Below are 2,363 nucleotides of genomic sequence, written 5' to 3'. Positions count from 1 at the left end.
TCCTATGACTTAGCCATGGCCGTTATCGCTGGGGTAGAAAACCGCTATTTTCCCAAAGGTTATAAGGTTGAACGTTTTATATTTAATTCAGCCTAGCTACTTAATACGTCAACATCTTGATATCGGCTCTGGTGACAAGCACCCGGAAAGTTAGTATGTGCTAGGTCATCAATGAGAACCAATTGAGGTTGTCTCGCCAAAATTGCTTCTGAATCCATTTCATGAAAGATAAGTCCGCAGCGATTGACAACTTTACACGGTACAATCTCTAATCCTTCTGCTTTGGCAATTGTTTCCCAACGATCGTGGGTTTCTAAAAGTCCAATGACCACATCTTTTCCCAAATGCTTGAGTCGCTGTGCTTCATCTAGCATCCAGTAGGTTTTACCAACACCAGGAGCCATGCCGATGAAAATCTTGTGTCTGCCTCGACGAATCATGCGAATAGAAGAAGAATCAGGTGAAAAGTGAGTAGGGTAAAACATTGTTCAATACTCAGAAGAAACTTTTTCCTGAAGCGAAGCGATGAGAAAGCGTTTAGCACGAGCCACTTCATCTGTGCTGCCGTGTATAACAAGCAGGTAATCACCTTGAGTAAGCCGCTGGTTCCACTCTCTAACTTGCTTCTGATTAATCTGTGAGATGATTAGAATTCCAATAACTCCGCCAGAAACAGAGCAAACAAAGCCGCTGGCGAGAGCGAAGATAATCTTAGACAGGAGCATGATCCCATCAACACCGGGTAGAGATGAAACGCTGTGTCCTAATAGAATTCCGATCGTGCCGCCTAAGATAATGCCAATTCTCCAGCCTACTTTCCATAAAGTATCGCCACTAGTAAAAACTATTGTGGGAGACGGTCTTGTTGCTTAATTGGTTTGGATCACATCTCCACAACAAAAACGTTGAGACGACGCTGTACGAACAATCGAGATATTAGCAAGTGAAAATCCAGCTAGAATCAACCGATTAAAGGTCAAAATAGCCGTTTCATAGCTGGGGTAGGTCGCAATGACATAGCTCTGCTGATTAAAATCCATGACATTTCCACTGAATTCCTTTAGAACAGTCAATACGGCTAGGGCGAATGCTTGTCTACCTGCCTAGATGTCCTTGATACAGGCAGTTCAGACGGTGATTGAACTTCCGTTTGAGGTAAAGATTGCTGATTCATTTCTCTCTTCTCCATTTCAAAGAAGAAACAAATTATCAGCATTGAACCAATACAAGTCAATATGAAGATAAACATAGTGGTAAACACAAGCTCAACTGGATCTTTATCGAACAGATTTGAGCACTGGACTTGCAACTTCTTCACCAAGTTATTGAAGGGATTGGACGTGAAGCTGGTCATTTGAGGTGATGTCCTAATATTCAGGAAGGGTTGATGTTTGATTGATTTTCCTGCGCTGGAGCCATACTCGACTGAGGTGGTGCAATTAGGGCAAACAGAATCGTTCCCAGGCAAAACACCAGGCAAGCCATTGCCACACTGCCGACGATCGCTCCCAAACTGATAATCAGAACTCGCTGCACAAGATGAAATGCCTTGATTGCAGTGATCTCTTCGACAAATAACGGTTCTTCTTGACTTAGAGAGGTCTCTGTAACAATAGTTCGGACAGTTTTTAGAGAGAAAAATCAGGGTTCTAGACAAAAAGCCACCTCTGTTTGTAAGGTGCAGATATTACGTCAAACACCCAAGAGGTAGCCATGAAGACCATTCTACAAGCCCTATTTGCCAAAATGGGGTCTTTGACAAACCGCAACAGAGGTTTTTACTGACGTTGTTTCCAACCATTCTGCTGGTGTGTGGCAAAGTCAACTTCACGAATCTGAGTCGCTACAGTGAGTTGTCCGAGAGAACCTACCGCCGCCAGTACCACCAGGAGTTTTGCTTCATGGGCTTGAATGCTCAGCTGATTGAGATGGCAATCCCCAGTGGTGCGACCTGCATTGGTGGGATGGACTGCTCATTTATCCCCAAGAGTGGCAAAGCGACCTATGGGTTGGATTGGTTTTACAACGGGAGTCAGAGCCGCAGTCAGAAGGGTCTAGAGATTTCGGTGATAGCGGTGATTGATGTCGAAGCACATCGAGGCTACAGCCTATCGGTGCAACAAACTCCGGCAACCTTGGCAAAGCGCAAGGCCACCCCCCAAAGCCAGCGCCAAGCGATTAGTTGGGTGATGCTTGAGCAGACTCGGCAGATGCTCAACCAACTGCCCACAAAGGCAACTGCCAGGACAGAGGTGGACAACCTGCTTGACTGACAAAAGTATTGAGGAATAAAACGAAAGCGGGACGGGCGTTGGAGTCTGGTTTAGGCTAGAAGTTACCACACAACCAGTCGAACCATCATG

Annotated in this window: 5 protein-coding genes; 1 reads left to right on the top strand and 4 read right to left on the bottom strand. The window is 45.3% G+C overall.

The features are described 5' to 3' along the window. Nucleotides 1-92: 92 nt before the first annotated feature. The 4 genes from ACN4EG_RS27585 to ACN4EG_RS27570 all read right to left on the bottom strand — a co-directional run bounded on the left by ACN4EG_RS27585 (nucleotide 93) and on the right by ACN4EG_RS27570 (nucleotide 1,536). Nucleotides 93-485: a hypothetical protein gene (locus tag ACN4EG_RS27585; RefSeq protein WP_431633493.1), complete on the bottom strand. Its 393-nt coding sequence runs from the start codon at nucleotides 483-485 to the stop codon at nucleotides 93-95. A gap of 3 nt (nucleotides 486-488) precedes the next feature. Then, entirely contained in the window at nucleotides 489-725 is a 237-nt protein-coding gene (locus tag ACN4EG_RS27580; protein ID WP_431633492.1) for a hypothetical protein, read from the bottom strand. Nucleotides 726-869: 144 nt separating this feature from the next. Continuing rightward, nucleotides 870-1,040: a hypothetical protein gene (locus ACN4EG_RS27575; protein WP_431633491.1), complete on the bottom strand. Its 171-nt coding sequence runs from the start codon at nucleotides 1,038-1,040 to the stop codon at nucleotides 870-872. 334 nt (nucleotides 1,041-1,374) lie between these two features. Next, nucleotides 1,375-1,536, bottom strand: coding sequence for a hypothetical protein (locus ACN4EG_RS27570; RefSeq protein WP_431633490.1), 162 nt, complete (start codon nucleotides 1,534-1,536; stop codon nucleotides 1,375-1,377). Nucleotides 1,537-1,787: 251 nt separating this feature from the next. On the opposite strand from ACN4EG_RS27570, the gene ACN4EG_RS27565 reads away from it, so the two are divergent. Next, nucleotides 1,788-2,273, top strand: coding sequence for a hypothetical protein (locus ACN4EG_RS27565; protein WP_431633489.1), 486 nt, complete (start codon nucleotides 1,788-1,790; stop codon nucleotides 2,271-2,273). Nucleotides 2,274-2,363 lie beyond the last annotated feature (90 nt).

The sequence above is a fragment of the Alkalinema pantanalense CENA528 genome, assembly GCF_050753345.1.
Classification (GTDB): Bacteria; Cyanobacteriota; Cyanobacteriia; order Leptolyngbyales; family Leptolyngbyaceae; genus Alkalinema; species Alkalinema pantanalense.
Note: the sequence above shows the minus strand (reverse complement) of the source record. Positions and strands in the feature narration are given on the sequence as shown.

Excerpts from the sequence above, each read along its gene's own strand:
- ACN4EG_RS27575 (WP_431633491.1), bottom strand. The coding sequence starts at position 1,040 with ATGGATTTTAATCAGCAGAGCTATGTCATTGCGACCTACCCCAGCTAT.
- ACN4EG_RS27585 (WP_431633493.1), bottom strand. The coding sequence starts at position 485 with ATGTTTTACCCTACTCACTTTTCACCTGATTCTTCTTCTATTCGCATG.
- ACN4EG_RS27580 (WP_431633492.1), bottom strand. The coding sequence starts at position 725 with ATGCTCCTGTCTAAGATTATCTTCGCTCTCGCCAGCGGCTTTGTTTGC.